This is a genomic window from Prosthecobacter sp. GW821-HT29F12 (genome assembly GCF_058803405.1).
Genome location: NZ_CM179517.1, coordinates 366,135 through 392,013, shown reverse-complemented (window position 1 = coordinate 392,013; position 25,879 = coordinate 366,135). Strand labels below are relative to the sequence as shown.

The 25,879-nt window shown below is 57.8% G+C and carries 23 protein-coding genes; 18 read left to right on the top strand and 5 right to left on the bottom strand.

Going from position 1 to position 25,879, the window contains the following annotated elements:
- The first annotated feature begins 1 nt into the window (after window position 1).
- The 5 genes from AC3RLQ_RS01555 to AC3RLQ_RS01535 all read left to right on the top strand — a co-directional run bounded on the left by AC3RLQ_RS01555 (window position 2) and on the right by AC3RLQ_RS01535 (window position 6,835).
- The gene (locus AC3RLQ_RS01555; protein ID WP_493033686.1) at window positions 2-1,252 is read left to right on the top strand and encodes a glycosyltransferase family 4 protein; all 1,251 of its coding nucleotides are present in this window, start codon (window positions 2-4) and stop codon (window positions 1,250-1,252) included.
- A gap of 391 nt (window positions 1,253-1,643) precedes the next feature.
- Window positions 1,644-2,612 (top strand): hypothetical protein, encoded by a 969-nt coding sequence (locus tag AC3RLQ_RS01550; RefSeq protein ID WP_493033684.1) that lies wholly within the window; start codon window positions 1,644-1,646, stop codon window positions 2,610-2,612.
- Window positions 2,613-2,677: 65 nt separating this feature from the next.
- Complete coding sequence (locus tag AC3RLQ_RS01545; RefSeq protein ID WP_493033682.1) at window positions 2,678-3,904, top strand: outer membrane beta-barrel protein; 1,227 nt, start codon at window positions 2,678-2,680, stop codon at window positions 3,902-3,904.
- A gap of 20 nt (window positions 3,905-3,924) precedes the next feature.
- A complete protein-coding gene (locus AC3RLQ_RS01540; protein WP_493033680.1) occupies window positions 3,925-4,593 on the top strand; it encodes a polysaccharide biosynthesis/export family protein in 669 nt (222 codons plus the stop codon).
- A gap of 91 nt (window positions 4,594-4,684) precedes the next feature.
- On the top strand, window positions 4,685-6,835 hold the full coding sequence (locus AC3RLQ_RS01535) for a GumC family protein (RefSeq protein ID WP_493033678.1): 2,151 nt from the start codon (window positions 4,685-4,687) through the stop codon (window positions 6,833-6,835).
- Between the two features lie 786 nt (window positions 6,836-7,621).
- Here the strand turns inward: AC3RLQ_RS01535 and AC3RLQ_RS01530 are convergent.
- Window positions 7,622-8,275, bottom strand: a complete 654-nt coding sequence (locus AC3RLQ_RS01530) for a response regulator (RefSeq protein ID WP_493033676.1) — start codon at window positions 8,273-8,275, stop codon at window positions 7,622-7,624.
- Window positions 8,276-8,950: 675 nt separating this feature from the next.
- On the opposite strand from AC3RLQ_RS01530, the gene AC3RLQ_RS01525 reads away from it, so the two are divergent.
- A complete protein-coding gene (locus tag AC3RLQ_RS01525) occupies window positions 8,951-9,589 on the top strand; it encodes a response regulator transcription factor (protein WP_493033674.1) in 639 nt (212 codons plus the stop codon).
- A gap of 530 nt (window positions 9,590-10,119) precedes the next feature.
- On the opposite strand, the gene AC3RLQ_RS01520 is transcribed toward AC3RLQ_RS01525, so the two are convergent.
- Window positions 10,120-10,434, bottom strand: coding sequence for a hypothetical protein (locus tag AC3RLQ_RS01520; RefSeq protein WP_493033672.1), 315 nt, complete (start codon window positions 10,432-10,434; stop codon window positions 10,120-10,122).
- A 166-nt stretch (window positions 10,435-10,600) separates the two neighbouring features.
- Here AC3RLQ_RS01520 and AC3RLQ_RS01515 point away from each other — a divergent pair, with 166 nt between their 5' ends.
- The 4 genes from AC3RLQ_RS01515 to AC3RLQ_RS01500 all read left to right on the top strand — a co-directional run bounded on the left by AC3RLQ_RS01515 (window position 10,601) and on the right by AC3RLQ_RS01500 (window position 17,169).
- A complete protein-coding gene (locus tag AC3RLQ_RS01515; protein WP_493033670.1) occupies window positions 10,601-11,320 on the top strand; it encodes a choice-of-anchor E domain-containing protein in 720 nt (239 codons plus the stop codon).
- An 84-nt stretch (window positions 11,321-11,404) separates the two neighbouring features.
- The gene (xrtU, locus tag AC3RLQ_RS01510; protein ID WP_493038804.1) at window positions 11,405-12,925 is read left to right on the top strand and encodes an exosortase U; all 1,521 of its coding nucleotides are present in this window, start codon (window positions 11,405-11,407) and stop codon (window positions 12,923-12,925) included.
- 41 nt (window positions 12,926-12,966) lie between these two features.
- Window positions 12,967-14,400 carry a tetratricopeptide repeat protein gene (locus tag AC3RLQ_RS01505; protein WP_493033668.1) on the top strand — a complete coding sequence of 478 codons (1,434 nt, stop codon included), beginning with the start codon at window positions 12,967-12,969 and terminating at the stop codon, window positions 14,398-14,400.
- Between the two features lie 177 nt (window positions 14,401-14,577).
- Window positions 14,578-17,169, top strand: coding sequence for a DNA topoisomerase III (locus AC3RLQ_RS01500; RefSeq protein ID WP_493033666.1), 2,592 nt, complete (start codon window positions 14,578-14,580; stop codon window positions 17,167-17,169).
- A 117-nt stretch (window positions 17,170-17,286) separates the two neighbouring features.
- On the opposite strand, the gene AC3RLQ_RS01495 is transcribed toward AC3RLQ_RS01500, so the two are convergent.
- The 3 genes from AC3RLQ_RS01495 to AC3RLQ_RS01485 are packed head-to-tail and all read right to left on the bottom strand — an operon-like array spanning window position 17,287 to window position 19,603.
- On the bottom strand, window positions 17,287-17,712 hold the full coding sequence (locus tag AC3RLQ_RS01495; protein WP_493033664.1) for an acyl-CoA thioesterase: 426 nt from the start codon (window positions 17,710-17,712) through the stop codon (window positions 17,287-17,289).
- A 1-nt stretch (window position 17,713) separates the two neighbouring features.
- A complete protein-coding gene (locus AC3RLQ_RS01490; protein WP_493033662.1) occupies window positions 17,714-18,958 on the bottom strand; it encodes a 4-hydroxy-3-methylbut-2-enyl diphosphate reductase in 1,245 nt (414 codons plus the stop codon).
- Window positions 18,959-18,976: 18 nt separating this feature from the next.
- Entirely contained in the window at window positions 18,977-19,603 is a 627-nt protein-coding gene (locus tag AC3RLQ_RS01485; RefSeq protein WP_493033660.1) for a L,D-transpeptidase, read from the bottom strand.
- A 113-nt stretch (window positions 19,604-19,716) separates the two neighbouring features.
- Here AC3RLQ_RS01485 and AC3RLQ_RS01480 point away from each other — a divergent pair, with 113 nt between their 5' ends.
- The 8 genes from AC3RLQ_RS01480 to AC3RLQ_RS01445 all read left to right on the top strand — a co-directional run bounded on the left by AC3RLQ_RS01480 (window position 19,717) and on the right by AC3RLQ_RS01445 (window position 25,856).
- Window positions 19,717-21,414, top strand: a complete 1,698-nt coding sequence (locus tag AC3RLQ_RS01480) for a GspE/PulE family protein (protein ID WP_493033658.1) — start codon at window positions 19,717-19,719, stop codon at window positions 21,412-21,414.
- Window positions 21,415-21,450: 36 nt separating this feature from the next.
- On the top strand, window positions 21,451-21,705 hold the full coding sequence (locus AC3RLQ_RS01475) for an addiction module protein (protein WP_493033656.1): 255 nt from the start codon (window positions 21,451-21,453) through the stop codon (window positions 21,703-21,705).
- Window positions 21,662-21,994 carry a type II toxin-antitoxin system RelE/ParE family toxin gene (locus AC3RLQ_RS01470; protein WP_493033654.1) on the top strand — a complete coding sequence of 111 codons (333 nt, stop codon included), beginning with the start codon at window positions 21,662-21,664 and terminating at the stop codon, window positions 21,992-21,994. Before AC3RLQ_RS01475 ends, AC3RLQ_RS01470 begins: the two co-directional genes overlap by 44 nt.
- A 1-nt stretch (window position 21,995) precedes the next feature.
- Complete coding sequence (locus AC3RLQ_RS01465; protein WP_493033652.1) at window positions 21,996-23,231, top strand: type II secretion system F family protein; 1,236 nt, start codon at window positions 21,996-21,998, stop codon at window positions 23,229-23,231.
- A gap of 66 nt (window positions 23,232-23,297) precedes the next feature.
- Window positions 23,298-23,753, top strand: coding sequence for a type II secretion system major pseudopilin GspG (gene gspG, locus AC3RLQ_RS01460; RefSeq protein ID WP_493033650.1), 456 nt, complete (start codon window positions 23,298-23,300; stop codon window positions 23,751-23,753).
- Window positions 23,754-23,756: 3 nt separating this feature from the next.
- A complete protein-coding gene (locus AC3RLQ_RS01455) occupies window positions 23,757-24,482 on the top strand; it encodes a pilus assembly FimT family protein (RefSeq protein ID WP_493033648.1) in 726 nt (241 codons plus the stop codon).
- Window positions 24,479-24,892, top strand: a complete 414-nt coding sequence (locus AC3RLQ_RS01450) for a type IV pilus modification PilV family protein (protein WP_493033646.1) — start codon at window positions 24,479-24,481, stop codon at window positions 24,890-24,892. The genes AC3RLQ_RS01455 and AC3RLQ_RS01450 overlap by 4 nt, the downstream gene beginning before the upstream one ends.
- Window positions 24,867-25,856 carry a type II secretion system protein gene (locus tag AC3RLQ_RS01445; RefSeq protein WP_493033644.1) on the top strand — a complete coding sequence of 330 codons (990 nt, stop codon included), beginning with the start codon at window positions 24,867-24,869 and terminating at the stop codon, window positions 25,854-25,856. Before AC3RLQ_RS01450 ends, AC3RLQ_RS01445 begins: the two co-directional genes overlap by 26 nt.
- Window positions 25,857-25,879: the final 23 nt, after the last annotated feature.

The following is a 25,879-nucleotide window of genomic DNA, read 5'->3' as shown; positions in this document are numbered from 1 at the left end:
CATGAACAGCACACAATCCAAGCGTCGTATCGCCATCGTCCACGACTGGCTTCCTGTTTATGGAGGAGCCGAACGCGTACTGGAGCAGATGCTCAAGGTGTACCCGGAGGCTGATGTTTTCAGTCTGATCGACGCCCTGGACGATGAAAGCCGGAAGTTTCTGAACGGCAAGCCGGTCAAGACCTCGTTTGTGCAAAAGCTGCCCGGCGGCAAAAAGTACTACCGTCATTGCTTTCCGCTGATGCCGCTGGCGATCGAGCAGTTTGACTTCAGCGGGTATGACATGGTGATCACCAGCAGCTATGCGTTTGCCAAGGGCATCATCACGGGACCACGGCAGCTGCATCTGTGCTACTGCCACTCGCCGATTCGTTATGCGTGGGATTTGCAGAACCAGTATCTGAAGGAATCGAAGATGGATCGCGGGCCGCTGACGTGGTTCGTGCGCAGCATGCTGCATTTCATCCGCATGTGGGACAGCCGCACGGCTGCGGGTGTGGATGCGTTCATGGCGAATTCGCGCTTCATCGCGCGCCGCATTGAAAAGGTTTACCGCCGAGACGCGACGGTGGTTTATCCGCCGGTCAACATTGAGCGGTTTGACACCTGCCATGAGAAGAAAAATTATTATGTGACGGCATCACGCCTGGTGCCCTACAAGCGCATGGACCTGATCATTGAGGCTTTCAACGGGATGCCTGAGCGCGAACTGGTGGTGATCGGTGACGGACCGGAACTTCCCAAGCTTCGCCGTCTTGCGGGGCCGAATGTGAAGGTGCTGGGCTGGCAGCCGCAGGCGGTGCTGAAGCAGCACCTGGAACAGGCGCGTGGGTTTGTCTTCGGCGGCGAGGAAGACTTTGGCATCATCCTGCTGGAGGCCCAGGCTTGCGGCACGCCCGTCATTGCTTATGGACGCGGTGGTGCGCTGGAGACGGTTGTGGAGAATAAAACCGGGCTGTTTTTCGGAGAGCAGAGTGTTGAATCGTTGCAAGGCGCCATCGCTGAATTTGAAACGCGCGAGTGGGATGCACTCACCTGCAGGAGCAATGCGGAGCGTTTTAGCACGAAGATTTTTCGTGATCGATTCCAACAGTTCGTCGAAGGCGAGTGGGAACGGTTTGCGGCGGCGTCCACCGCAGTGGATTCCGAGGCTGAAGGACATCGGGACTGGCGGGAAAGCATGCCGCAGGAAGAGATGTTCGACGAAGTGCCCCAGGTGGTGAGGAGACAGCGGCAACTGCTGCCGGCCTGAGCGGAACGAAGGGGATGCGCTGTGCGGGCAGGCGGCTGACGTTTGCTGCGCATGGCGTGACTGATGGCGGAGCCATGCCATCGAGGGATAGAATCGACAAGGAGTCCAAGGAATAGAGAATGCAGCAATTGCTGTCATTCTAAAAGGAACGGAGAGGGACTCGCCTCTGGTGGCGGCGCTGCCAGAACTGGTAAATAGAGCGCAAATGATGGCGGAGCCATGCTCTAATTCCTAGAGGCTCAGTCTATTACTTTGGATTTATTTGGTCCGGGCCTTCTCAGAAGTGGGGCTGTCAATAAGCATAGCCTTAACCAGATTTAAGCCACGCAAGCGTCTCTATGGAGATTCCTGTGCTTTATAGTTCATGATGATTCTAAACAATCGTGTTTTCATGGCAAATGACAAAGCTGAGTCGGGCACCCACCTGATATTGCGGCGTCATCCTATTTCTTTGTGCTGGCTGCTGGTATTTCTTACTGCCGGATCGCTGCTGGCTCAGCAAGGCACCCATGTTTCAGCACGGTTTGCTGCCGTTAAAGGCGTGGTGATGGTGTCCATCGGTGGCCTGGGTGAAAAGCAGGTACATAAGGGGGACAGTGTCCGATCTGGGGCGGTCATCACCAGTGGTGCTGAGTCCGGGGCTTCGCTAAAGCCACTGCCGACACTGCATGTGGTGATTTATCCCGACACCAAAGTGCGGTTTGACGGAGCGGACACCAATTCCGATGGCGGCGGCAGCGTGATGTGCACCATTCTTGAGGGGAAAGCCTTGTTTCACATGGACCAAGTTCCGCAGGGCCCGGAAGGGACATCCAAAGAAACACAGCCCGTGATCAAGGTGACGGTCGTCACGGATGAAGGGGTGATCGTCAACAAGATGGGCGGGCCGCCGGAGCCGAACGACGGCACACAGCCGACGGACAAAACGACCCAGCAGATTACTGGTGCGACCTGGACAGTGCTGCACGACGAAGGCAGGACCGTGGTGGCCGTGGGCGAAGGCCTGAGCCAGGTCAGCATTGGCAAAGGTGCAGCGGCCAGCGGTGGCGATGTGGGCGGACAGGTCAAGGTGCCGCAGGGGTCGGTGATCTGGCTGTTCAACCGTGGTGGTAAAATCGAGGCCGATCTGGTGGATACACAGACTGGCAAGGTCACCAACCTCACCGGTGGCACACCTTCAGGCGATCTTCTGGCCCAATCCAAACAGCAGCTGGTCACCCCCTCATCCAGCGGCACGACCACAACCATTGGCGGCACTCCGACAAGCACACCCAGCACACTTCCCACCAACCCTTCATCGAACCCCGATTTGTCCACCCCGCAGAAACCCCTTCCGGTTGTTTCAGCCGACACCCCCTAACTCAGCCGATGAAAATCAAAAAAACAACATCCCTTCGACTTTCAGCCGCACTGCTTGTGTGCAGCATGATGCTGCACGCCGTGAAAGCTGAAGGCCAGGAGACACTGCGTGATGCAGCCGCCGGCACCCAGGCGTCGCTCGCTTCACCAGCCTCTGAAAAGGTGCTCGACACCCTCGATGAGAATGACTCCGAGGATGTCTTTCTGGATGAGTTCATGAACTACCAGATGAAGCTGCTGAAGAACTGGAAGCTGCGGGTGTTCACCTCCGGCACGTGGCGCTACGATTCGAATGTGTTTCTGCGAAACAGCAATGTTCAGAGCGACATGATGTACAGCGTCAGCCCGGGTTTTCAATACTCCTACGGAGATGAGCAGGCCAAGCTGCAAGTGCTGGCGGACTACAACGCACAGTTCAATTTCTACGACAAGTACAGCCAGCAAGACTCGCTGAACCATTTCCTGCGGCTGTCACTGGCCTACCGCATGAAGAAAACTTCGTTCAAGCTTTCGGGGCTCTTTCATCAAGTGACCGGCGGTGATCTTGACGTGGGCGGACAGGCATCGCGAGTGCAGTTCTCCCCGCAATTGCAGGTCATGTATGAAGTTTCTGAAAAGGTGCGCGTGGGCCTCAACGGACAGCTTCAGCGGACGCACTATGATGCACTGATCTCATCCACCACGTATCGATTCGGCGTGTTTGCGGACTACTCCTTTTCCCCCCGCTTCCGGCTGGGCCTTCAGTTCAATGAAATGCTTCAAGAGGTGGACAGGACGGGCAACCAGACCGGTCAGGATTACCTCGGGCGCCTGGAGTATGAGGCATCCAAAAAGCTTTCGCTCACGGGTTCCGGCGGGGTGCACGTACTCCACACGACATCTGCGGGTGATGCCACGCTGCCTCTGGGCACGCTGGGGTTCAAGTATGCAGCGAGCCCCAAAACGACCCTGTATGCCAACCTGTATGCACGGGCGCAAAACTCCCCTTCTCTGGGCGGGCAGTACTTTCAGTCTGAAGGTATGCAGATGGGCGTCCAGCAGCAGCTGGGCAGCAAGGTCACCGTCGGCGCTGACTTCGGCTACGATTTTTCCGCCTATCATTCCTATCTGGCCGGAGTGTCGAGCACACGTAAAGATCATGTCCGATTCGCACGGCCCTGGATCAAGTACGCACTGCAGCGCCATCTGTCGCTGGAGGTTTTCTATCAGCACACCACGAACGATTCCACCGGGGTCGGATCACAGCCATTTGCGCGTGATCTCGTCGGGGCCGGCATCACGGGTTCCTGGTAAGCGCAAACACTTCAACTTCTATGATCACACACAAGCATCTCTCATTCATTCTTGGCAACGGCTGCCTGCGTGGCCTCTGCCTGGCGCTGTGCTGTGCTGCTGCAAGCCCGGCACTGAACGCACAACAACAGGGCGCATTTCCATCCAGCGCCCCATCCACTCAATCCTCACAAAAGAGCATTGTACCACCCGACTACCAGATTCGCGAAGGCGACATGGTTCAGGTTTCCGTGTTCGATGAGCCTGAGCTGACCGCAGGCGGCAGAGTGCGGAATGATGGGACGATTCAATGCCCGTTGATCGGTGCCGTGAAGATCCAGGGGCTGAGCCAGACGGCGGCCGCGAGGCTGATCGAGGCGGAGTACCGGAAGGACTACCTGGTGCATCCGGAGGTGAATCTGTTCATTTCCCAGTTTTCCGTGCAGCGCATCACCATTCTGGGCCAGGTGCAGCGGCCAGGCTCGCATGAGCTGCAGGCGGAAAAAAACCTGACCATCCTTCAGGTGCTGGGACTGGCCGGCGGTCCGACACGAATCGCCAATCTCAAGAAGGTGCTCGTGAAGCGCGTGGTGGAAGGCCAGGAGAGAATTTTCAAAGTGGATGTCCAGAGCATGGCGTCCGGAAATCAAACCATGATGTTTTATGTCCGTGAGGATGACGTCATCACCGTGCCTGAAAGCTTCTTTTAATATTATGCAAACAGCCCCCCTATCCCTGCACCAATCACCTCTCGTGATGCCGCAACGTCTGGGACCAGACGCTGAAGCACCACAGTCATTCATGAATCCGGCGCAGCTGGTGGACGGAGTACGCCGTCACAGCTGGATTCCCATCACGCTGGCCCTGTTTGGACTGATTCTTGGCTATGCCTACTTCAAGCGCCAAAAGCCGGTGTATGAAGCCGTCAGCGTCGCACAGTTTGGTTCCGAGCAGAATTCCCTGCTGGGCCTGAACAGCATGAGCACGCCCGGGCTCGGGGATGAGAAATCCGTCAACACTCTTATCCAGGCCGCGAAAAGCCGTGAGGTCATCGGACGTGTGGTTACCGAACTGAATCTGACCCGGCTGGCCGGGTTCTCAGGCGGGCATCCCAACAATTCCAAAGAAGCCCGGGAAAATGCGATTTCCACCGTGAGTTCCATGGTCCGGATCAGTCTGCGCAAAGACACGCGGTTGATCGACTTCAATGTGACCGGGGCCGATCCGGAACAGGTGGCGTCTTTGTCGAACCAAGCGGTGCTGAGCCTGGTGGCAGAGCTGGAAAGTCAGAAGAGCAAGACCATGCAGGGAGCCGTGCAGGCCTTGGTGGCCGAAGGGCAGCGCCTGCAGGACAAGCTGACCAAGTCAGAGATAGCGATGCATGATTACAAGCGCTCCAACCAGGCCATCTCGCTGGACGAGCGCAAGGACCTCGTGCTTACGAAATTGAAAGAGCTCGGTTCTGAACTGAACCATCAGTCCAAAGAACGCCTGACGCTCGAAACCCAGCTCAAGGCCTGCAAGGAGGAGAAGCTTCCCCGTGATGAACTGCTCAGCCTGCCAACCATCGCGAGCCATCCCAAGGTGTCGGGAATTCTCACTCAGCTCAGCAATCAAAAATCAGCCCTGGCCCTGCTGGCGGAGCGTTACAAACCCAAACACCCCAAGTATGAGTCAGTGCAGGCGGTGATCAACAATCAGGAACAGCAGCTCACCACCATCCTTGCCGATGCGGTGCACATGCTGGAATCAAGCTGTGAACATGCCCGTGAACTGGAACGCCGGCTGCAGGAGCAGCTCAAGAAGCAGGAGTCAGAAGCACTCGATCTGGAGCAGCTGGCGGTGCAGTACAATGTGCTCAAGCGTGAGATGGAGTCTGACCAGGCGGTCTATGAATCGGTGCTGACACGCATCAAGCAGGTGGATGTTTCCAAGGGAATGGAAACGCCTCCCATCTGGGTGCATCAGCTGGCCATGGTGCCCGGGGAGCCCGTCTCACCGAACGCTAAAAAAGTGGTGGGCAGCTCCACCGCCGGTGGTTTCATGCTTGGTCTGGCCATCATCGGTCTGATTGTGATGCAAGACCGCTCCATCCGCTCTGTGGAGGATGCGCGCCAGAAACTGCGTGTGCCGGTTCTTGGCATGATCGCCAATCTTCCGCAGCATCCTGACAGCAAAGACCAGCGATCCAAAGAGCATGATTACTCCCAGGGACTGACGCCTGCGCTGATAGCTCACAAAGCGGTCGCTGAAAGCTTTCGTGAATTTCGGGCCATCATTGCACGGATGGCGAAAGGCCCGCAGACCTGCCACATGGTGGTCAGCGCCATTCCCGATGAGGGCAAGACCTTTGTGTCGACGCACCTGGCCGTCAGTCTGGCCAGCCAGGGCTACCGCACGCTGCTGATCGACATGGATCTGCGGCGCTCCCAGCTGGCCCAGGTTTTCGGCATTCCAAGCAGTCGGAAGGGCGTGATTGATCTGCTGCTTGAGGAGGCTTCTTTTGCGGAGGTTTGCCTCAGCGGTGGCATTGCCCATCTTGCCATCATGCCGGCTGGCAAACGTGTGGCCAATCCTGCCGAACTGCTTTCGACCTGCGGCGTTGAGCGGCTTAAGGACATGGCTTTTGCGGCGGGTTTTGACCGCATCGTGATCGACACCGCTCCGTTGATCCCGGTGAACGACACGCTGGAACTCGGCGGCCTGGCCGACAGCACTTTCCTGGTGGTCCGGTGCAACCGCACTCCATCCGACATCATTCAGGAGGCGATCCGCAAACTGCAGCAAACGGGCATACCATTGACCGGGCTGATTTTGAACCGCCTCGCCCAGCGCACGCGGAGCTACGATTATTATTACCACCGGTCGTATTACAAGGCGGGTGAGAATGAGGAGTCCGCGCCACTGCGCCCTGTGTCACGTGGGTTTAACTCCCCGCACAAAATGGGCTGAGAGAGGTGTCCATTCGACGGGAACAGACCTTCTTCATTTAATCAGCGAGCCGTGTGCGCATTTCCAAATGAGCACACGGTTTTTTTTGTGCCTGTGCATTGATGCCCCGAGGGTGAATGTGATGGTCGAGCTTGGGGAGGCAATGATGCGACGCCTGCGACAAGGCTGGGACTAGCGCGCGATCACCCGCCCCCCCCCTTCAGGGGAGGAGCAACCTTGGGTGAGAAGGAGGTGCCATGCATGACCCAGAGCTTGCTCCGCTGCGCCCTAGGCTAAGTCCTGCGGCCCTTCAGGCCGCGATGAGTGGGGCAAGGTCCATCTGCTTCCCATCAAGGCGCGATGATTTAAAAGGCTCCTGGCCTTGTTTGAAATACTTCTAGCGAGTAGCTAGGCGCATAACCCATTCATACTCCTCACTTGGAATGAGCTTCCACTTTTGCTGCAGCAATGCCGAGGTGTTTGCTGCACTTGCTGATCCATTATAACTTTATAAAATGATCAACCTGCTGTGGGCTTGGGTGCACGTGCGCCCTGGGCGCCGTGGCACGAACCCGTGCTGGGGGTTTCCATTTGAGGCTTATCGGTGCTTCAACCCGCAATGCCGGGATATGAATGACGGACAAGGGACTTCCCACCACTCTTGTGCAGTCCTTCAAGCAGAGTGCTGCTTGTGACCTTGCGGCCAGGCTCGTGCGTTTAAACCAAGAGGTTACTCTCAAGCTATCATTGAGAGCAACGCTGGCACTTTACGCCGCATCAAAGATGCGGCGGACAGTCTTAGTTAGTTTAAGCGGCCTGGAAGGCCTGGCTGCCGCCGGCGAGCAGACCGTGCTCAACGCAGTAGCGGGCGATTTTCGCGCCAGAATCAATGCCTGTCTTCTTCCAGATATTGTGCTTATGAACTGAGACGGTCTTGGCGGAAAGGCTGAGATCCAAGGAAATGGCTTTGAGACTTTTGCCATGGGCGAGCTGGAGGAAAATTTCGAATTCACGGCTGCTCAGCACTTTGTGCAGTTCTTTGCCGCCCGCCGGAAGTCTCACGGCATTTTCAGCAAAGGACTGCGCGACACTGCGTGAGAGGTATTTTTTTCCGCGGAGGGCGTAGTTGATGGCGGTGACGATCTCACCCGGGGGTGAATCCTTGGCAACGTAGCCGCATGCCCCGGCCTTCAAGGCACGTTCAATCCAGAGGGCTTGAATGTGCATGCTGACCACGATGCAGGCAGGAGAAGGCATGGCGGCGGCAAAATCCGCCAGCAGTGTCAGGCCAGAGCAATCGGCCATCTCCAGATCAATCAGAGCGACATCAAAGTTATGTCTTGACGACTGTTCGCGTGCTTTTTCCGCGCTTGTAACCACCACAATTTCAAAATCTTTAAACATCAGCCGAAGATATTGACCCAGCGTCTCTGCGAACATGGCGTGGTCATCAACAAGCATGATTTTTTTAGTAGCAGGAGTCATTGTATTTTTGAGAGGAGTTGATGCTGATGAGCACCGTGATTTGAAAATAAAGCAATCAGTCTGATTGCTATGGTAGATAGATTTATATGGAATATCTTATAATGCCGCTAAATTAAGTTTTATTTCTTTAGCTGAACCCAAGACTCTTTTTAAGCCACCGTTTAAACAGAAACCCCGTCTGGATGAGGGATAGTTTAATGGGAGTTTAGAATCCTTCGCGAAAAGTCGAAAATGCTCGACTCGCTATAAATTCACCACTTTCATAAATACTTATAGGGAAGCCTAACGTGATTCTTTGGCTCCCAGTTTATTAAGCCTCCGCTTAGGCGATTACAAGAGTGGGCTTTAATGACCAAGAAACATGGAAGTCATAGTATGTGATTGCTTTTCGAATGGTCTGAGGCAGGCCGACAACCGTGAACAACGCATCCATGCGAACCTGCTTCAGTCCCCGCACATTCCTGCCTTCCCTCGCTTATCCCATGCCGCCCTGCGTCACGATTTTTTTCACCCATGGCAGGCAGGAAACTTTCAAGCATTCCAACTGAACATGAGCCCAACCAACCCGAGAGCCATCCAGCCACTTTCACCTGAATCTGCACCCATGGAGTCAGCCGTGGGCATGATGGCAGATGAAGAGTCTTTACCCTCATGAACATGCCCAACTGTGTACTTTTTCATCCGAGCGAGTTCACGCGTTCGAGCTGGAAATTATTGCTGAAGAAAATTTTGCCTCAGTGCAAAACGACCGAGGCTTCGAATGTGGAAGAAGTCAGGCAGGCCACACAACTCGGTCTGGTGAGCCTGCTGATGATGGAATTCCACCCACGAGACATGGAGCATGGGCTGGAGGCATTAAAATCCGTGATCGCGCTGACGGGAGGAAAGCACTTGATGCTTATTTGCGGCCCGCCTGCGCCGGTGACCACGAGAACGGCGATGCAGGCGGGTGCCAACGTGTGCCTGGGCTGCAATGAGTCCGTGGAAGAATTGAAGCGTGCACTGCAAGCCGCGCTGGAAGGAGTGCCTTACATGTCGAGTGAGCTGGCCTCAGTGCTGGCCAGATCCATCACTCCGGCCGGAGGTTTACATGAGGAGGATGAGGCCTCGCAGTACGCCCTCTCCCTCCGAGAGGAAGAGGTTCTCGACCTGCTGGTTTCAGGATTGCGGCCCAGCCAGGTGGCCAGCCGTCTGGGTCTGAGCATGAAAACGATCTCAAGCCACAAGCGCAATGCTCTGGGCAAACTGGGGGTGTCGAACATTCTGGAAGCTGTGAGAATCTGGATCTGAACGAGCAGACTGCAAACCCATGACGGCTCATCAGGATTTCGATGGAGCTTTGGTGCCCGGTTTCGACCTCTGTTGAGGTTTATAGCGATTCGCAAAACTCATCTGCGTTTGGCAGGCTGTTTCTTGGTCGAGGATCATGGGCTTCCCTCTTGGCTTTCCTTCGTCGAGCTGCAAAGGACAGGCCGACGGCGGCTGGCTGAGGACAGAAGGCACGACCAGCGCTGGAGATGAGAGCGCCCAGTGCAAGGTGGGGTGGATTGTCCTCAAGCCGCTGCTGAGCGTCTCCACGTTCGCTTTCAGGAAATCAGTTTCGCAAAACGCTACACGCAGCAGGCTGACACGATCCGCAATCCCATGTCATGCGTGGCAGAACCCAATTGCGTTTTGTCCTTTGAGCGGGGTTCAGGGCAGTGCTGATTTTTCACCTCACCGGATGGAAGGCAGCAGAGAATGTTTCCTATTCATGCCATAGACGGCGCTTCATTCGGCACCGTCGACTGCATCTGGCTGACAGTGTGACTCATGGAACATCACCCGACATGTGAAGGCGGCGTGCTGGTTTCTTCAACCAAGCTATGAGGGCGGGTACGGTCTGTAAGGCCTGCTTTATCAGAGTGCATTGGGTGCTCAAAGAGGGGGCGAAGCAGCTGATTCATCGATGATTCAAAAAAACAACACAAGTTGTCCATGCCGCTAAAGGTTTGGCTTTTATTCGTTAAGTTTAAAGACCCCACACCACTGCATATTTTTGCAATAAAGCCGAGGGGAGAAACTTGAACTGGCGGTTTTAGATGCCGCGAGAGCAAGGGAAAAAACTGATGCGGTTTCGGGCAGGAAATTGCCATGCTTGGAAAGGCGCATTTCTCTGGGCAAAACCGTTGATTTTATCGCCTTTGGAAAGCGAGCGAACTCGGAGCAGAAAACGTCTGTCGACACGGTAAACGACCTATAAGGCTACACTTACCAATCGTGATTTGTTTCTTTCTTCTTCTTGCCGATTGTATGGCCGTTATGAAAATAATCTCTGCTCTACTCATACTTACCTTCTCAACGGCTCTCACCTGCAGGGCTGATGTCATCTCACAAACCGTCGATTTTGGCACCATCACTGGTGGCAGCCAATTTTACTTCAACCAGTTCAACACGGCTCTGGGGACGCTGACAGGCGTCACGCTGGACTGGACGGTGAACTCCAGCATCTCCACGGCTGAGATCACCAACATGAACACTGGAACGGTCACGGTGAGCCGAATCAGTTTCACCAACACCGTGGACGGTTTTGTGCCTTCGATCGGCACCTCTGGTGACCTGGTCGCTGAAGTGGCCAAATCCAAATCAGTGACACCTGCCGGTGGCACCGTGACACTGACGAGCGGCCAGTCCTACACCGTCAACAACATCACGTTCAGCGGTTTCACGCAATCGGACAGCTATACTTCGGCAGACGCAAACTTCTCTGCGTTCCAAGGAACTGGAACGGTGCCTCTTTACCTGGACAACACGTTCGGGGCGACTCCGACGGCATCGGGCTCTGGCAGCACCACCTCATGGCTGACCAGCATCACGGGCAGCACCACGGGCAATCTGCAGGTCACTTATACTTACACTGCGGCCCCGATCGCACCGGTGCCTGAGCCACCTTCCATCCTGCTGGGATTTGGCGGAATCCTGGGAATGGCGGGCTTTGCCTTCAAACGCCGCACGAAAAACTCTGCTGCTGCTCTGGCCTGATTTAACAACCTTTTACCTTCCGCTCTCTTGAACTCCCGGAACCCAGCAAAAAGCAGTGCGTTGTGGTTGCTGCCAGCCGCATCGGTGGTCTGCCTTGTTTTTGCTCTGCAAGAGATCTGGATTCGACATCCTGCCAGTCATTTCTTTCCGCTGCCTCTGCTGGCGTGGATCTGGCTGGCGAAACGAGACGGCATGTTCCGGGCCGTCTTGTTTCCGCAAAATCCCACGGCCTTCAAATGGCTCGTCACATGCCATCTGCTGCTGGCGCTCGCCGCTTTCGTCCTGGTCTCCCCTTTCATGGCGGGACTGGCGTTTGTGGTGAGCTCCGCAGCGCTGGCTGTGGCCAAGGGAAAACCCGCAGTGCATGAAGCGCCTGCGTGGTCGCTGCCTGCGCTTTCTTTATTTTTCATCCCGCCGCCGATGATGCTGGACCAGCAGGTGCATCAGGTGCTTGCCGGACTGGCGGCGCGGCTGAGCCAGGGATGGCTGGATGCGATGCAGGTGCTGCATGTGGTGCAGGGCACGATCGTCGCAACACCAGAGAAACGCTTTTTTGTGGATGATGCGTGCAGCGGCACGAACACCCTGATGGTGGCGATGTGCGTGGCTTTGATCATCAGCAGTTTCAACAACCGTTCATGGATTCATGCGATGGTGCTGCTGGTGACAGCGGGACTGATCTCGGTGGCATCGAATGTGCTGCGCATCTGCCTGGTGATCGGAGGTCTGCACTACTGGAGACTGGAACTGGATCAAGGAGCTGCGCATGAGGCTGTGGGAGTGCTGTTCTTTCTGCTGGATCTGCTGCTGGTGTGGAGCGCTGACCATGGCTGGCACTTCGCCTTGAACAGCTCGCAGAGCAAACAACGCCCATCTGCTTACGGGACAAGCACAGCTCCTGCCGCTGTGAGCGGGCTGTTTGGCAGCCTGAGCCTGGGGGTGGCGGTGATCGGCATGACGCTGCTGCTTGGCCCTGAACTTCTGGCACTGAGCCGTCATTCCAATGCTCCCGTGACAGCGAAGGCACTGGCTGAAGCGGACGAATTTCAACTGCCAGAGGTGCTTGCCGGCTGGGTCCGTGAAGGTGACCAGCCCGTGGAAAATTCGATGATCGGGAATCTGGGGGTGCGCAACCAGGTGTGGCGCTACCGCAAGGGCAAGCAGGAAGCATTTGTGGCGGTGAACTTCCCATTCCTGGGCTTTCATGACACGCGCCTCTGCTACTCCGGCCAGGGCTGGCAGTTTCAGAAACAAGTGGATGGATCGCTGCCCGGAGACACACAAAAGACCGTGCGCTTTCTGGAGATGAACCAGCCGACGGAGCTCGCCCGCGCCCACCTTTGGCTGAGTGTGCTGGATGAAAATGGCACGGCTCAGACATTCACGAGTGAACAGCCGCTGGATCGAATGGCCGAACGTCTGCTCTCACGCTGGTCCAAGCCGAGTCCGGTCCTGAACACTTATGTGCTGCAGATCATGTCGGTCGAACCGGAGAACGACACCCAGGTGCAGAGCGCGATGACTGAACTGCTCGCTGAAGCACGCAACCGCCTTGCCCAAGCTCTTGTCAACCACAGCCCCCATGCAGGAAAGGAAAGCGAATGACCGGTCATTTCATTCAAGATTTACGTTATCGACTCAACTCCATGCTGGAGGAACGCAAGCGCATGGACGGGCTGCTGGGACTGCCCGCTTTGTTCACGCTGATCCTGCTGGCGTTCATGGTGCTGAACTCGCGTGACGACTTCAGCCGCGAGCATTTGCTGCGGCTGGAGAGAGAAGCGCAAAGCCATCTTGATCAGGGACATTTCGTGGAAGCGCGCCTCGCGGCGATGCGGCTGATGCAGGATGGCGAGCAGAATTCGCGGGCCATCCTGATCGAGGCGAAGGCCCTTCGTGGCATGGGGAGAGAGAGCGACGCGCTGCGCCTGCTTGCGCGCATCGCGCCCAAAGACGGACCTGGCTATGCGCCGGCCCACGTGATCCAAGCCACCATTTTGCTGGCGCAGAAGAATCCTGATGTGCAGGCGGCTTTTGATCACATCAACAAAGCGCTGCTGAGCGACCCTGCGAGCCAGGATGCGCGGGAACTGGCGGCGCGCTTTGCCGCGGGACAGCGGCGGTGGCAGACGGTGCTGACACATTTGGACAAGATGGAGCTGAAAAAACGTCCTGACCTGCTGCTGATGAAGGCGACAGCGCTGCAATTTTCCGGCCAGGAGGAGGCAGCAGTCGAATTCGCCCATCACGCGGAGAATGCTCTGCGGGGGATGTCAAAATCGGCTGCTGCCAATGGCTCCGAGGTGCGCTTTTCGATCGCCGTGAGCCTGAGCCTGCAACGGAAGTTTGAGGAGGCGGTGCAGTGGATCATCGGCTCGACCCATGGCAATCCAACGCGTGAAGAGCGGCAGCTTGTCGGCGGCATTTATTTGTCCTGGAGCCGATACCTCAAGCAGCAGCCGTCCGGCAAGCGCATGGAAGTGCTGAAGCTGCTGGAACAGGGCATCCAGATCAGCCCGGAAAGCCAGGATCTCATCATGGCATTCCTCGGTGACTGTGAGGAGCTGACCAGTGAACCTGCGGAGCGCCAGCGCTATGTGGAACGGATTCTGAGCAACGGAGGGATCTCCTCATCCTTTCTGCATTACTACCTGGGGGTGATGGACTGGAAGCAGGGCAACCGCGAGTCTGCGAAGTCGCATTTCGAGCTCGCCAGTTCGCTCAATCCTGGATTTAAGGTGATCGGCAACAATCTGGCGATGGCCATTGCATCGGTTTCCACGGATCGCGCTGAACTGGAGAAGGCGCTGGCGATGATCGATGAACTGCTGAAGGGGGAGCCGAACAATCCGTTCTTCCTTGATACCCGAGGCCATGTGTATGCCAAGCTGGGCAAGTATAAAGAAGCCGTGGGTGATTTCGAGCGTTCGCTGCCCAATGCCCGAGACAAGAAGTCCTGCCACGTCAAACTGGCGGATCTGTATGAACAACTTGGCATGAAAGACCTGGCGTCCAAGCATCGGTCGGAATCTTTGATGCACATGGACGATGCACCGGGAGCGAAATCGGCGGCGCGGTAAGCTGATTCGATGAGCGGGAGACCGGGATCGTGTGGGTTTGTTTGCAGATGAAAGGCAGTCTGAAGTCTGCTGAACAGCGTAACCCATTTGCGGTCTATAAGAGCGCGCACCTTGACATTCGGGGTGAAAGCATGCCCTAAGTAGGCCCATTTTCCGATATAACCTGTTCATACGCACATGCCCAAAGCCCTGATCATTGCCGAAAAGCCCAGTGTCGCAGCCGATCTTGCCCGCGCACTTGCCAAAGCCCCCGGCATGAAGCCCTTCGTCAAAGAGAAGGACTGGTATGAGAATGACACGCACGTGATCTCTTCGGCCGTGGGCCATTTGCTGGAACTCGGCATGCCCATGGTGGACGGCAAGAAGATCGGCTGGGGCTTCACCAGCCTGCCGATCATGCCGGAGCAGTTTGAGCTCAATCCCATCGAGCAAAGCGCGGACCGCTACAAGCTGCTGACCAAGCTGCTGAAGCGCAAGGACGTGGACAGCGTGATCAATGCCTGCGATGCCGGGCGTGAGGGTGAGCTGATTTTCCGTTACATCATGGACGCCAGCGGCTGCAAGAAGCCGGTGCAACGTCTGTGGATGCAGTCCATGACCCAGGGCTCGATTCTCGATGCCTACAAGCATTTGCGCACCAACGAGCAGATGCTGCCGCTGGCGGACGCGGCGAAGTGCCGCAGCGAAAGCGACTGGCTGGTGGGCATCAATGGCACCCGTGCGCTGACCGCGCTGAATTCGCGCCATGGTGGCTTCCGCCTCACGCCGGTGGGCCGGGTGCAGACGCCGACGCTGTCTGTTCTTGCGCAGCGTGAGCGTGACATCGCTGCTTTTGTACCGCGGACGTATTTTGAGGCCATCGCGCTGTTTGAAGTGAAAGCCGGCCAGTATTCTGGGCGCTGGATTGATGAGCGCTTTAAGAAGGACGAGAACGACGAGCACAAGAAAGCCGAGCGTCTTTGGGACCAGGGCACCGCGCAGGCGATCGCCGACCGCTGCAAAGGCAAGCCAGGGATCATTGAGCAGATCACCAAGCCGACGCGTCAGGCCCCTCCCCTGCTCTATGATTTGACGAGCCTTCAGCGAGAAGCGAGCAACCGCTTCGGCTTTTCGGCACGGCGCACGCTGCAGATCGCGCAGGCGCTGTATGAAAAGTTCAAGGTGCTGACCTATCCTCGTACCGATTCACGCCACCTGCCGGAAGATTATCTCGGCACGGTGACGGACACGCTGAAGACTTTTGCCAGCCATGACAGTCGCAAACAGGATGCACTGCCGCATGAACTGGGCACGCATGCCGCCACGGCGCTGGACAAGAAGTGGGTGAAGCTCAACAAACGCATTTTCGACAGCAGCAAGGTCAGCGACCACTTTGCCATCATCCCCACGGGGCAGATTCCGCCGAAGGAGCTTCCAGAAGCCGAGCAGAAGCTGTTCGACATGGTGGCACGCCGATTCGTGGCGGTGTTTTTCCCTGCGGCCGAGTTTGAAGTGACCACGCGCATCACGCGGGTGGGACAGGACGCATTCCAGAGCAACGGCAAGGTGCTCAAGGAGCCGGGCTGGCTGGGTGTCTATGGCAAAAAGGCTGCTGAAGAAGCCGCTGAAGGTGGCGAGGATGCCGCCAAGCTGCTGGTGGCTGCGAATCCAGGCGACAAGGCCGAGACTCTGGACGTCGAGGTGAACGAACACCAGACCAAGCCGCCACCGCGCTTCACGGAAGCCACGATTCTGTCCATGATGGAAGGCGCCGGGAAACTGGTGGAGGACGAAGAACTCGCGGAAGCGATGAGCGAGCGTGGTCTCGGAACGCCTGCGACGCGCGCAGCGATCATCGAAGGTCTGATCATGGACCGGTACATTGAGCGTGTGCAGAGGGACTTCCACGTCACAGCCAAAGGGCTGGCCCTGATTGATCAGATCAGCGCCATCGGCATTGATGCGCTCAGCTCACCGGAAATGACCGGCCAGTGGGAGTACAAGCTGCGCCAGATGGAGCATCGGGAACTGGACCGTGCGAGTTTCATGCGGGACATCCGGCACCTGACCAAGCAGGTGGTGGAAAAGACCAAGGCTTATTCCAAAGCCGCCAAGGACAAGGTGTTCCCTGACTTCCCGGCCACCTGCGGCGTGTGCGGCAGCAAGGAAGGCTACAAGCAGACGGAAGAGTTCTACGGCTGCAAGAATCCCAAGTGCAAGGTGCGTGTGTTCAAGACCGTGGCGAGCCGTGCGCTCAGCGAGGATGAAATTCGCACGCTGATCGAAACACGCTTCCTCGGTCCGCTGGAAGGCTTCCGCAGCAAGAAGGGCAAGGAATTCAGCGCGGCACTGCAGATCAAGGACGACATGAAGATCGCCTTTGTCTTTGGCGACGGTTCAGATCCTGACAGCATCAACTGGGACGAGTGCCCGGTGATCGCCGACTGCCCGGTGTGCGCCAAGAAAGGCCGCAAGGGAGAAAAGATCTACGAAACGGCGGACGCCTATCAGTGCAAAATCAACGCCACGGAGACTTCCAAGTGCAACGCACGTCTGCCGAAGAAGCTGTGCCAGAAGGACATCACGCCAGAGAATGCGCGTGAGTTCTTCGTCGATGGCAAGACCTCGCTGATCACGGGCATGATTTCCAAACGTGGCCGCCCGTTCAGCACCTTCCTGGTCTGCACGCCCGGTGAGAAGCGCATCATGAGCTGGGAGTTCCCGCCGCGTGAAGCGAAGCCCAAGGCCGAGAAGAAGGCGAAGAAACCTGCTGGTGTCAGCGGGCGCTGAGGCATGGCTGCAAGGAGGAGGGATCAGGTTGATCCCTCATTTGGAGCGGTGGAAGGGGCGGAGCGTGGAGGGATCAGTATGAACCTCTCCTGTCGGACCAGTTGCGGCGCAACTGGGCTACTTTGCTTTTGCCAGGTGCGCGTATTTCGTTTTCCAGTCGTCTGGAAGGCGCGCGGGCCTGCCCTCGGGCATTTGCACGAGGGCCAGTGACTGGCGGCAGGTGATGAGGAGGGCGTTGTCTTCAGCGCGGCGCATTTCGAAGGAGCACCAGAAGCGCACGCGTTCGACGGTTTCGAGTTTGCCGTGAATGATCAGCTCATCGCCGAGCTTCGCGGGCTTTTTATAGTCGATCTCGGTGCGGACAACCACGGGGAAAAGGTGGGTATGGGCCATGTCGCGCAGCTTCATGCCCATCAGTCCGGCAAGGCGGGTGCGCGCCGTTTCGATCATGCGGAGGTAGGCGATGTTATGGACGACACCACCGCAGTCGGTGTCGAAAAACATCACCTCTTCGCGGGTTTCAATGGTCGGAGTGTGCTGCATGTCAGTTCAAATCTAAAGCGGCACGGACAGCGGCCTCATCGACCCCGCGCAGCCCAAACACGCGCAGCACGGTGTCCTCGATGAGATTGTTGGGGCAGGAAGCGCCGGCTGTGATGCCGACGGTCACCGGGCCATCTCCAGCTAGCTTGGTGGAGTAGCTTTCCTTCTCGGCTTTGAGGTGAAGGTCAAAATGGACGATCTGCTCCAGTGATTTGAGGCAGTCCGCAGTGCGGATGAAGAAGGTGGGGAGCTGCTGCTCGCCGATTTCGACGAGGTGCGTGGTGTTGGAACTGTTGTAGCCGCCGACGACGAGGAGCACGTCCAAGGGCTGCTTGAGCAGGCCAAAGAGGGAGTCCTGCCGCTCCTGCGTGGCACCGCAGATGGTGTCGAAGACCTGGAAATTGGTAACTCCGGCTTCGGGGCCGTGGCGGTCCAAAACGGCCTGACGCAGGCGACGCTGAACTTCCTCGGTCTCCGATTTGAGCATGGTGGTCTGATTGGCCACACCGATGCGGGTGAGGTGCAGATCGGGGTCGAAGCCGTCAGAATGAGCAGTGGCCGGGAAGCGCTTCATGAAGGCTTCTTTGTCACCGCCGTTGCGGATGTAGTCACAGACGTAATCGACATCGGCCAAGGTGAGCACCACAAGGTAGTTGCCCATGCCGTCGTCGCCCATGGCACGGGAGGAGGTGGCTCGGGTTTCCTCGTGGCTGGCTTTGCCGTGAATGATGGAGGTGAAGCCGGTCTTGGCATACTGCCGGACACGCTTCCAGACGCTCATGACATCGCCGCAGGTGGTATCGACCACCATGCAGCCGCGGGCTGCTATCAGCTTCATGAGGCCTGTTTCCGCGCCGAAGGCTGGCACGATCACGACGTCTTCAGCCGTCATGGTGGCGACCATGGCCTCATGGTCGACATTGGGAATGCTGACCACGCCCATTTCGGTGAGCTGGCGGTTGACCTCCTGATTGTGGATAATTTCACCCAGCAGAAAGACGCGACGGTCGGCAAAGACTTTGCGAGCTGCGTAGGCCAGGTCGATGGCGCGTTCAACGCCGTAGCAGAAGCCGAAATCCCGGGCCAGACGCACCGTGGTGCTGCCGATCTGAATCACGCTGCCTTTGGCGCGGATTTGCTCGACAATATGGCTGCGATAATGAGTCTCCACCTCGGCCTGCACACGCTCCATGACCTCCGGGGTGCGAACATTCACACGGCGGGCGGCTGGGGCGGGTGCAGACATGAGATGGAATCAGTTAAATCAATAGTACATTTTGCCCTTGGCGGCGTCTTCGAAGACCTTGTTACTATTCATATACGAATCAGGCGGGTCGGCGAGCTTGCTATCATCAAGCACTGGGAGAGTTTTGCCAATGGTGGCGTCTTCAGGCTGGGATGAGGCGATGTTGAGCGGAGTTCCACTCTTGACCATGCTGAAAATCTTCTGTGCAGCCTTGATCGGCAGACGGACGCAACCGTGGGTGCAGGGATAAGGCTTCACCCAGCCCCAGTGCATACCGTAGGCAGACTTGAACTCCATCCAGAAGGTCATGGGATAACCGGCGCCAGGGCTGCTGGCACGGCGGCGATTGGCCACTTTGCTGTAGATGGTGAAGTTGCCCTGGGGGGTCGGAGCGCTGGCGGTGCCAACGGAGCATGGGGTGGCGAGGAGCACTTCGTTGCCTTCCATCACATAGACGCGCTGGGCGCCGGTGCTGAGCTTGACCCGCACATTCGAAGGATTTTTCACCGGTTTGGTCACGGGGTCATAACTCAGGGAGGAATGACCTCCAGTTTTCACGGCGGCACAGTTGCTGAGAGCGAGCGCGAGTCCGGCATAGGCGAGCGCCTGCAAGGACCGGCGGAGGATGGGGAAGGGCGAATTCATAGAGGCTGCGCATGTAGCACATGATTGCCCTCACTCCACCGTTTTTCTTTGTGGATGATCCTGTTGCAGAGAACGCGAAACTTTGCCCTCGTTGCGGCGTTGTATCGCCCCACATGCCCACCCCTACTTTGATCGACGTCCTCGTACGTACCGCCGCCAGCGCTGGATGCGAAGAACCCACCCGGCTGCGCCATGCCCTCGAGGTGGCCTCCGACAACCGACAGCCGCTCATGGATGCCGTGGTGGACAGCAGCATGGTGGATGAAGACCGATTCTTTGCCCAGCTCGCGACCGGTCTGGGCATGCCGTATGCCGAAGAAGGCGTCGGCGAAGCGGCTGAAGGACTGCGCAACAACTTCCCTGCCAAACTGGCCCTGCGCCACCGCATCTGCCCGCTGCATGTGGCCAGTGGTGAGGCGACGATCCTGACCTACAACCCGTTCGACCTCAGCGCACGTCAGGCGGTGGGCCAGGAACTGCGCAAACGCGTACACTGGCAGATCGCCCCGCGCCACCGCATCCTCGAAGCCCTGCACCAAGGCTACGGCGTCGGGGCAGAAAACTTTGAAGAACTGCTGGAAGGCCGTGAAGGCGGCGACGAGCATGATGATCTCAAGCAGGAAACCACGGTGCTGGACGAGGCGGATGAAGAGGCCACGGTGCTCAACTTTGTGAACCAGATCTTCCGTGAAGCCCTCAAGGAACGCGCCACGGACATTCATGTGGAGCCTCTGGAACGCGATCTGCGCATCCGCTACCGGGTGGATGGCAAGCTGCTGGAAGTTCCTGTGCCGCCGAACATGCGACTGCTGCAGGCCTCGCTTATTTCGCGCCTGAAAATCATGGCGCACCTCGACATCGCCGAACGGCGCCTGCCCCAAGACGGACGCATCAACCTCGAACTCGATGGCGAACCCATCGACGTGCGTGTGGCCACCATCCCGAGCGTGAATGGTGAATCCGTGGCGCTCCGCCTGCTGACGCGCAAAAAATTTGACCTCCAGTCCATCGGGCTGGATCCCGCCACCGAGGCCACCATCCGCAAGCTGCTGGCGGCACCTAACGGCATTATCCTTGTCACCGGTCCGACGGGGTCCGGCAAATCGTCCACGCTCTATACATTCCTCAAGGAGCTCAACACGAAAGAGCGCCGGATTGTCACCATTGAAGACCCGGTGGAAAACAAGCTCGACGGCATCATCCAGATCGCGGTGAAGCCGGAAATCGACCTCACTTTTGCCGCCGGGCTGCGAAGCATTCTCCGTGGTGACCCCAACGTGATCATGGTGGGGGAAATGCGCGACCAGGAAACGGTTGAGATCGCCATCCGCGGCGCTTTGACAGGTCACTTGGTTTTCTCCACGCTCCACACCAACGACGCCGTCAGCGGCATCTCCCGTCTGATCGACATGGGCATCGAGCCGTTCATGATTTCGTCCTCGGTGCGGGCCTTCCAGGCCCAGCGTCTGGTACGTACGCTGTGCGGATTGTGCAAGCAGCCCGCTCATCACGAAGAAAGCCACCTGCGCAGCATTGGGTTCCCGCTGGAATGGAAAGACAAGCTGTTCAATCCCGTGGGCTGCCGCGCCTGCCGCAACACCGGTTTCACCGGACGTCTGGCGATCATGGAAATCTGCCTCATGACGGAAGCCCTGCAGGACAAGATCAACAAACGCGCCAACACCATGGAACTCAAGGCGCAGGCGCTGAAGGACGGCATGGTGCCCATGCGGCAGTATGGATTCCGGAAGGCTTCGCAAGGGGTGACGACGATTGAGGAAGTGATGACCGTGACGGCGGCGACTGAGTAGTGTTGCGAAGTACCGTCCCATGAATATCCTTTGACCATGACACTCGCAGCCAATCCGCCCATTGAGATTCCTTTGGAACGCCTGACTGGCCCTCAGAAGTGGGACCTGTTCCAAGCGCTATGGGAAGATCTAAGCGGCAGCATGGACGATGAGGCTCGCTCACCAGACTGGCATGCGGACGTTCTGCGCGAACGTCTGGAACGCGAGGAGCGAGGCGAAGCCGTCTGGCGTGGTGTGGATGAAACCTTTGACCGAATCCGTGCCCAGATCGCTCATGGTCGTAAGAATTGAGGACAGCGCGGAGCGTGATTTGCTGAATGGATTCTGGTTTTATGAAGATCAAGATCCTGGGATGGGAGAGTATTTCCTGACCCAAATCCGTGAGGAGATTCTGGAACTGGCCGGATGCGGCGGGGTTCATCGCAAGCGTCATGGCTTTCATTTCTGCCCCGCACGACGTTTCCCCCATGCTTTTTATTATCGAATCAACAGCGAGACTGTGAAAGTTTACGCCGTTCTCGACTGCCGACGCAGTCCGCGCTGGATACGCCGCCAGCTTAACAGCCGCCAATCTCCTTAAGATGCCCGCCTTCACCTACACCGCCCTCACCACCACCGGCCAGACCGTCACGGGATCCGTCACGGTCGGTTCGCGTGCGGAGGCATTTCGAAAAATTGAGGCGCAGGCACTGACGCCGGTGAAGGTGACGCAGGATGAAAAGTCTGATGCGGCGAAAGCGAAAATCACGGCGGCAGCAGCCGGAGGCCCTGTGAAGCTGAAGCGCGCCCAGCTTATCTTGTTCACGGAAGAACTCGCGGATCTGCTGGATGGAGGCCTGCAGATCGACCAGGCATTTCGAGTGATGCAGGAACGGCAGGAGTCGGGAGCGCTGCGCATCATTGCCAGCACGATGCGGAACGAACTGCGCGAGGGCTCATCGGTGGCCAAGGCGCTGAGGAAGGCTTCACCAAGCTTTGACGATCTTTACTGCAATCTGGCTGCGGCTGGCGAAGTGAGCGGCTCGCTGCCAAGCATTCTGCGGCGGCTGGCCAACAATTTGGCGGTGATGGCCGAACTGCAGGCCAAGGTGACGCAGGCGATGATCTATCCGGCGTTCCTGATCGGCGCGTGTATCGTGCTTATGGTGGTGTTCATGACCTTCATGGTGCCGCAAATCATGGACTTGATGGGCAAGAACGGGCAGAAGCTCCCGGCGGCCACGCAGCTGCTGATCAGTTTCAATCAATTCATGGGCCAGTGGTGGTGGGCCATCGCAGCCGCCATCACGGCAGGTGTGCTGACATTCCGGGGGTACATTTCCAGCCCGGCGGGCCGGATGTGGTGGGACGAAACGAAGCTCAAGCTCCCGCTGTTCGGCGCCATCATGAGCATGCGCTTTTACGCGCAGTTCGCGCATTCGCTGGGCAATCTGATCACCAATGGAGTGCCGCTGCTGAACAGCATCCGCCTCGTTTCCAAGATTTCTGCGAACGTCTTCATCCAGTCGCTGCTGGCCAAGGTCACCAGCATGGTCTCAGAAGGTGCCCCGCTTTCCAACACGCTGCGCAAGGTCGGCAGCTTTCCGCTGCTGCTGGCAGACATGATCGCCGTGGGCGAGCAGACGGGGCAGCTTGGCAAATCGATGGAAAAATGCGCCATCCGTTACGACAAGGAGCTCGACAAGCGTATCAAACGCATGACCTCGATGATCACGCCGATCATCCTGATCGTGATGGCCGTGATGGTCGGCACGGTGGCGTATTCCATCGTTGCAGCCATCGCCCAAAGCGTCACGGGCATCCGTGGTGGCGGCTAAAGCCGGCGCAACCAACTTCATTTCCTCCTGTTCATTTCTCCATAAATCCTGTTCAATCGTCCCGTCATGAAAATCCGCACATCGAACCCCAAAACACTCCCTGCCGCCGCCGCCTTCACGCTGATCGAAATCGTGATCACGCTGACCATCATCGCCATTCTGGCCTCCGGCTCGATTTACCTGCTCAAAGGCCAGATCGACTCCGCCAAGGACACACGCGTGGACAGCGATTTGCAGGCCATCGGGCTGGCGCTGCAATCTTATGAATCCCGTGCGCTGCGCATGCCGACGACCGAGCAGGGGCTGATGGCGCTGGTGGAAAAGCCGACGCTGGAGCCGATCCCTGAAAACTACCGAGCCTTTATGGAAGAGCTGCCCAAAGACCCATGGGGCCTGCCTTACAAGTACCGTTTCCCAGCCCAGAAATCCAAGAAGCCCTATGACCTCTGGACGGCTGGCCCGAACGGGATCGATGGTGACGAAGACGACCTCGGCAACTGGAAGAAGTCGGCGGCGAAATGACCCATGAAACCTGCATGCCGAAGCACGAAGACCAGCCATGACGCGAGTGATGCCCTCACCCTCCGTCAAGGCAGCTTCGTCCGGCATGAGGTGGCAAGTGCACGGGCGTTCACGCTGGTCGAAATCGTCATCGCTTTAACCATCGTCGCTGTGCTGGCAGCGGCGACGGTGCCGATGCTGAAAGGCTTCCAGGATGAGCGACTGGCACGGGAGCCGGTCACGGCGCTGCTCAAGCTGGCGCGTGAGGCGCGGATGCGCGCGATGCAGGAGAAGCGCCCCTACCAGGTGGCCTTCCATGCCACGGGATTCACGGCGTCCCGCTATTTCAATCCGTACCTGCAGCTCACGGAACTGAACGAATTTCTTGCGGCTGGCGAAGCGGCACCGGCCGTGGAGAGCACGATCGAGGAAGGTGATAAAACGGATATCGACAATGGTGGCCGCTCCAACAAGACCACCGAACTGCCGCTGGCCCCGCCGGCACCGAAGTATGATGAATACTGGTCTGAAAAATACGAGCTGCCGAAAGAGGTGAAGTACCAGATCCAGCACTGGTATGATGCTGAGCCGACGCCGATCGAGGGAGAGATGGTGAAGCTGTGGGTGTTTCAGCCCAGCGGCGTCTGCCAGCCGCTGAAGATTCATGTGGAAGGGCCGTCCTCGACGTTTGACGTGGAGTTTGCGGCACTGACGGCGGACATTGTGAAGGAAACCGTCGATCTGCGATGAATGCGACTTTCCATCGCCGCCAGCGCCCGGTTTCGCGTGGCTACATTCTCTTTGAGCTGGTGCTGGCGCTGACGATTTTTGCCATCGCCGTGCTGGGGCTGGCGAAGTCGCTGAACCAGGCGCTGGAGACGGCGAATCTGCTGAAGCGTGACCAGATCATCCGCATCGGCATGCGCAATGTTTTCGAAGAGCTGCGAAACAAGCCGCTGGCCAAGATGAGCACCACCATCTCGGACACGACCTACGGCATCACCTACACGACCAGCACGGAGGCGCTGTCGCTGAAGACCACCAGTGGCGGCATCTTGAGCGACATGTACAAACTCACCATCCACGCAACCTCGTCTTTTGACGGTGTGCCGCAGGAGGATACCCTCGACGTCTATGTTTACAAGCCCGCCCAGCCCTAGACGGCGTTCCGCCTTCACACTGATCGAGGTGGTGATCGGCATCACGATCCTGTCGATGATCACGGCCACGTTGTTTGCGATCATCCGCGGCTCGGTGCGCGGGGCATCGGAGATCGAGCACATCCAGCGTGAGAGCGATTCCATGAACCGGTACATTGAACTGTGCCGGCGCATGTTTGCCACGCTGCCGAGCACTGCCACGCTGGCGCTTAAACTGGTGCAGGGCACGGACCCGGTGATTCAGGAACTGACGATCACCGGCTCGCCAGACTGCTTTCCTTTTGGGAACAATCCCATCACTTCCAAGGACACCATCCTGAGCCTGCGGCCCTACCCGGATGCGGTGGTGGACGACAACCAAAAACCGCTGAACTACCTGAGCCTGTCGCGTGAGGATTTGATCCCGCAGACCGGGGACATGAAGTCTGGCATTCAACAGTCGACGACGGGAATCTATGCGCCGGACACAGAGGGGCGGTACTGGATGCCGCTGCTGCCGGATGTGGTGTCGTTCAAATGGCGCTTCTATGTGGAGAAGGAGGAGACGTGGTATGAAGAATGGAGCAAGTCGAAATGGCCGGACCTCATCGAAGGCCAGCTGGTGATGAAGAACCGGACGCTGCCAGTGCGCATGGTTTTCAGCCTGCCAGTACTGACGCTGGTCGCGGGGAGAGCACCGGCCAACAATGGCAACAACAACGGCAATAATAACAACAACAACAATCAGCAGGGCGGCACGGGTGGGAACAATGGTCAAGGCGGTCCAGGCGGCGGACGTGGAGGCCCTGGCGGCGGAGGGCCAGGAGGAGGACCAGGCGGCGGCGGCGGTCGTGGAGGTCCTGGTGGGCCAGGCGGTGGACCTCCTGGTGGCGGCGGCTTTCCGGGCGGTGGGCCTCCTGGTGGTGGCGGACCTCCCGGTGGCGGGGGCGGGCCTCCTGGCGGCGGAGGAGGTGCCGGGCCATGAGGACACCTGTTCATGCAACATTT

Coding starts and splice junctions, on each gene's coding strand:
- AC3RLQ_RS01495 (WP_493033664.1), bottom strand. CDS start 17,712: ATGCAGCACACTCCGACCATTGAAACCCGCGAAGAGGTGATGTTTTTC.
- AC3RLQ_RS01445 (WP_493033644.1), top strand. CDS start 24,867: ATGTTTACAAGCCCGCCCAGCCCTAGACGGCGTTCCGCCTTCACACTG.
- AC3RLQ_RS01520 (WP_493033672.1), bottom strand. CDS start 10,434: ATGGCAATTTCCTGCCCGAAACCGCATCAGTTTTTTCCCTTGCTCTCG.
- AC3RLQ_RS01485 (WP_493033660.1), bottom strand. CDS start 19,603: ATGAATTCGCCCTTCCCCATCCTCCGCCGGTCCTTGCAGGCGCTCGCC.
- AC3RLQ_RS01500 (WP_493033666.1), top strand. CDS start 14,578: ATGCCCAAAGCCCTGATCATTGCCGAAAAGCCCAGTGTCGCAGCCGAT.
- AC3RLQ_RS01550 (WP_493033684.1), top strand. CDS start 1,644: ATGGCAAATGACAAAGCTGAGTCGGGCACCCACCTGATATTGCGGCGT.
- AC3RLQ_RS01505 (WP_493033668.1), top strand. CDS start 12,967: ATGCTGGAGGAACGCAAGCGCATGGACGGGCTGCTGGGACTGCCCGCT.
- AC3RLQ_RS01525 (WP_493033674.1), top strand. CDS start 8,951: ATGAACATGCCCAACTGTGTACTTTTTCATCCGAGCGAGTTCACGCGT.
- gspG (WP_493033650.1), top strand. CDS start 23,298: ATGAAAATCCGCACATCGAACCCCAAAACACTCCCTGCCGCCGCCGCC.
- AC3RLQ_RS01490 (WP_493033662.1), bottom strand. CDS start 18,958: ATGTCTGCACCCGCCCCAGCCGCCCGCCGTGTGAATGTTCGCACCCCG.
- AC3RLQ_RS01480 (WP_493033658.1), top strand. CDS start 19,717: ATGCCCACCCCTACTTTGATCGACGTCCTCGTACGTACCGCCGCCAGC.
- AC3RLQ_RS01475 (WP_493033656.1), top strand. CDS start 21,451: ATGACACTCGCAGCCAATCCGCCCATTGAGATTCCTTTGGAACGCCTG.
- AC3RLQ_RS01555 (WP_493033686.1), top strand. CDS start 2: ATGAACAGCACACAATCCAAGCGTCGTATCGCCATCGTCCACGACTGG.
- AC3RLQ_RS01450 (WP_493033646.1), top strand. CDS start 24,479: ATGAATGCGACTTTCCATCGCCGCCAGCGCCCGGTTTCGCGTGGCTAC.
- AC3RLQ_RS01545 (WP_493033682.1), top strand. CDS start 2,678: ATGATGCTGCACGCCGTGAAAGCTGAAGGCCAGGAGACACTGCGTGAT.
- AC3RLQ_RS01530 (WP_493033676.1), bottom strand. CDS start 8,275: ATGCTTGTTGATGACCACGCCATGTTCGCAGAGACGCTGGGTCAATAT.
- AC3RLQ_RS01515 (WP_493033670.1), top strand. CDS start 10,601: ATGAAAATAATCTCTGCTCTACTCATACTTACCTTCTCAACGGCTCTC.
- AC3RLQ_RS01540 (WP_493033680.1), top strand. CDS start 3,925: ATGATCACACACAAGCATCTCTCATTCATTCTTGGCAACGGCTGCCTG.
- AC3RLQ_RS01455 (WP_493033648.1), top strand. CDS start 23,757: ATGAAACCTGCATGCCGAAGCACGAAGACCAGCCATGACGCGAGTGAT.
- AC3RLQ_RS01465 (WP_493033652.1), top strand. CDS start 21,996: ATGCCCGCCTTCACCTACACCGCCCTCACCACCACCGGCCAGACCGTC.
- AC3RLQ_RS01535 (WP_493033678.1), top strand. CDS start 4,685: ATGAATCCGGCGCAGCTGGTGGACGGAGTACGCCGTCACAGCTGGATT.